Origin of the sequence: Microvirga zambiensis WSM3693 (assembly GCF_016735695.1) — a bacterium.
GTDB classification, from domain to species: domain Bacteria; phylum Pseudomonadota; class Alphaproteobacteria; order Rhizobiales; family Beijerinckiaceae; genus Microvirga; species Microvirga zambiensis.
The window spans coordinates 1-836 of sequence record NZ_JAERQD010000212.1; the positions used below are offsets into that span (position 1 = coordinate 1).

General features: G+C 67.3%; 1 protein-coding gene. It reads right to left on the reverse strand.

Annotated elements, in window-relative coordinates:
- Positions 1 to 836, reverse strand: an 836-nt coding sequence (locus JKL46_RS34945; RefSeq protein ID WP_201843041.1) for a DNA translocase FtsK, incomplete at both ends; no start/stop codon positions are given.

Sequence of the window (836 nt, forward strand, 5' to 3'; positions counted from 1 at the left end):
CAGAATCTCGCGTTTGCCGGCGTGGTTTGCGGGTCCGACGATGCCCTCGTTCTCCATGCGCTCCATCAGCGAGGCGGCGCGGTTGTAGCCGATCTGGAGCCGGCGCTGGATGTAGCTCGTCGACGCCTTCTTGTCGCGCAAGACCACCGCCACCGCCTGGTCGTAGAGATCGCCGCCCGGCGCCCCGAACTCGCCCTGGTCGAACACCGGCGTGTCGGCTGAGGCCCCGCCGCCCTCGTCCTCCTCGGCCGTGACCGCTTCCAGATATTGCGGACGGCCCTGGCGCTTCAGATGCGCCACCACCTTCTCGACCTCCTCGTCCGAGCAGAACGGCCCGTGCACGCGCGTGATCCGCCCGCCGCCGGCCATGTACAGCATGTCGCCCTGGCCCAAGAGCTGCTCGGCCCCCATCTCGCCTAAGATCGTCCGGCTGTCGATCTTCGAGGTCACCTGGAACGAGATCCGGGTCGGGAAGTTCGCCTTGATCGTGCCGGTGATCACGTCCACCGACGGGCGCTGGGTCGCCAGGATGACGTGGATGCCGGCGGCCCGTGCCATCTGGGCCAGGCGCTGGATCGCGCCCTCGATCTCCTTGCCGGCGACCATCATCAGGTCGGCCATCTCGTCGACGATCACCACGATGTAGGGCAACGGATCGAGATCCATCACCTCGTCCTCGTAGATCGCCTCGCCGGTCTCGCGGTCGAAGCCCGTCTGCACCGTGCGGGTGATGGTCTCGCCGCGGGCTTTGGCCTCGACCACGCGGGCGTTGAAGCCGTCGATGTTGCGCACCCCGAGCTTCGACATCTTGCGGTAGCGGTCCTCCATCTCGCGCA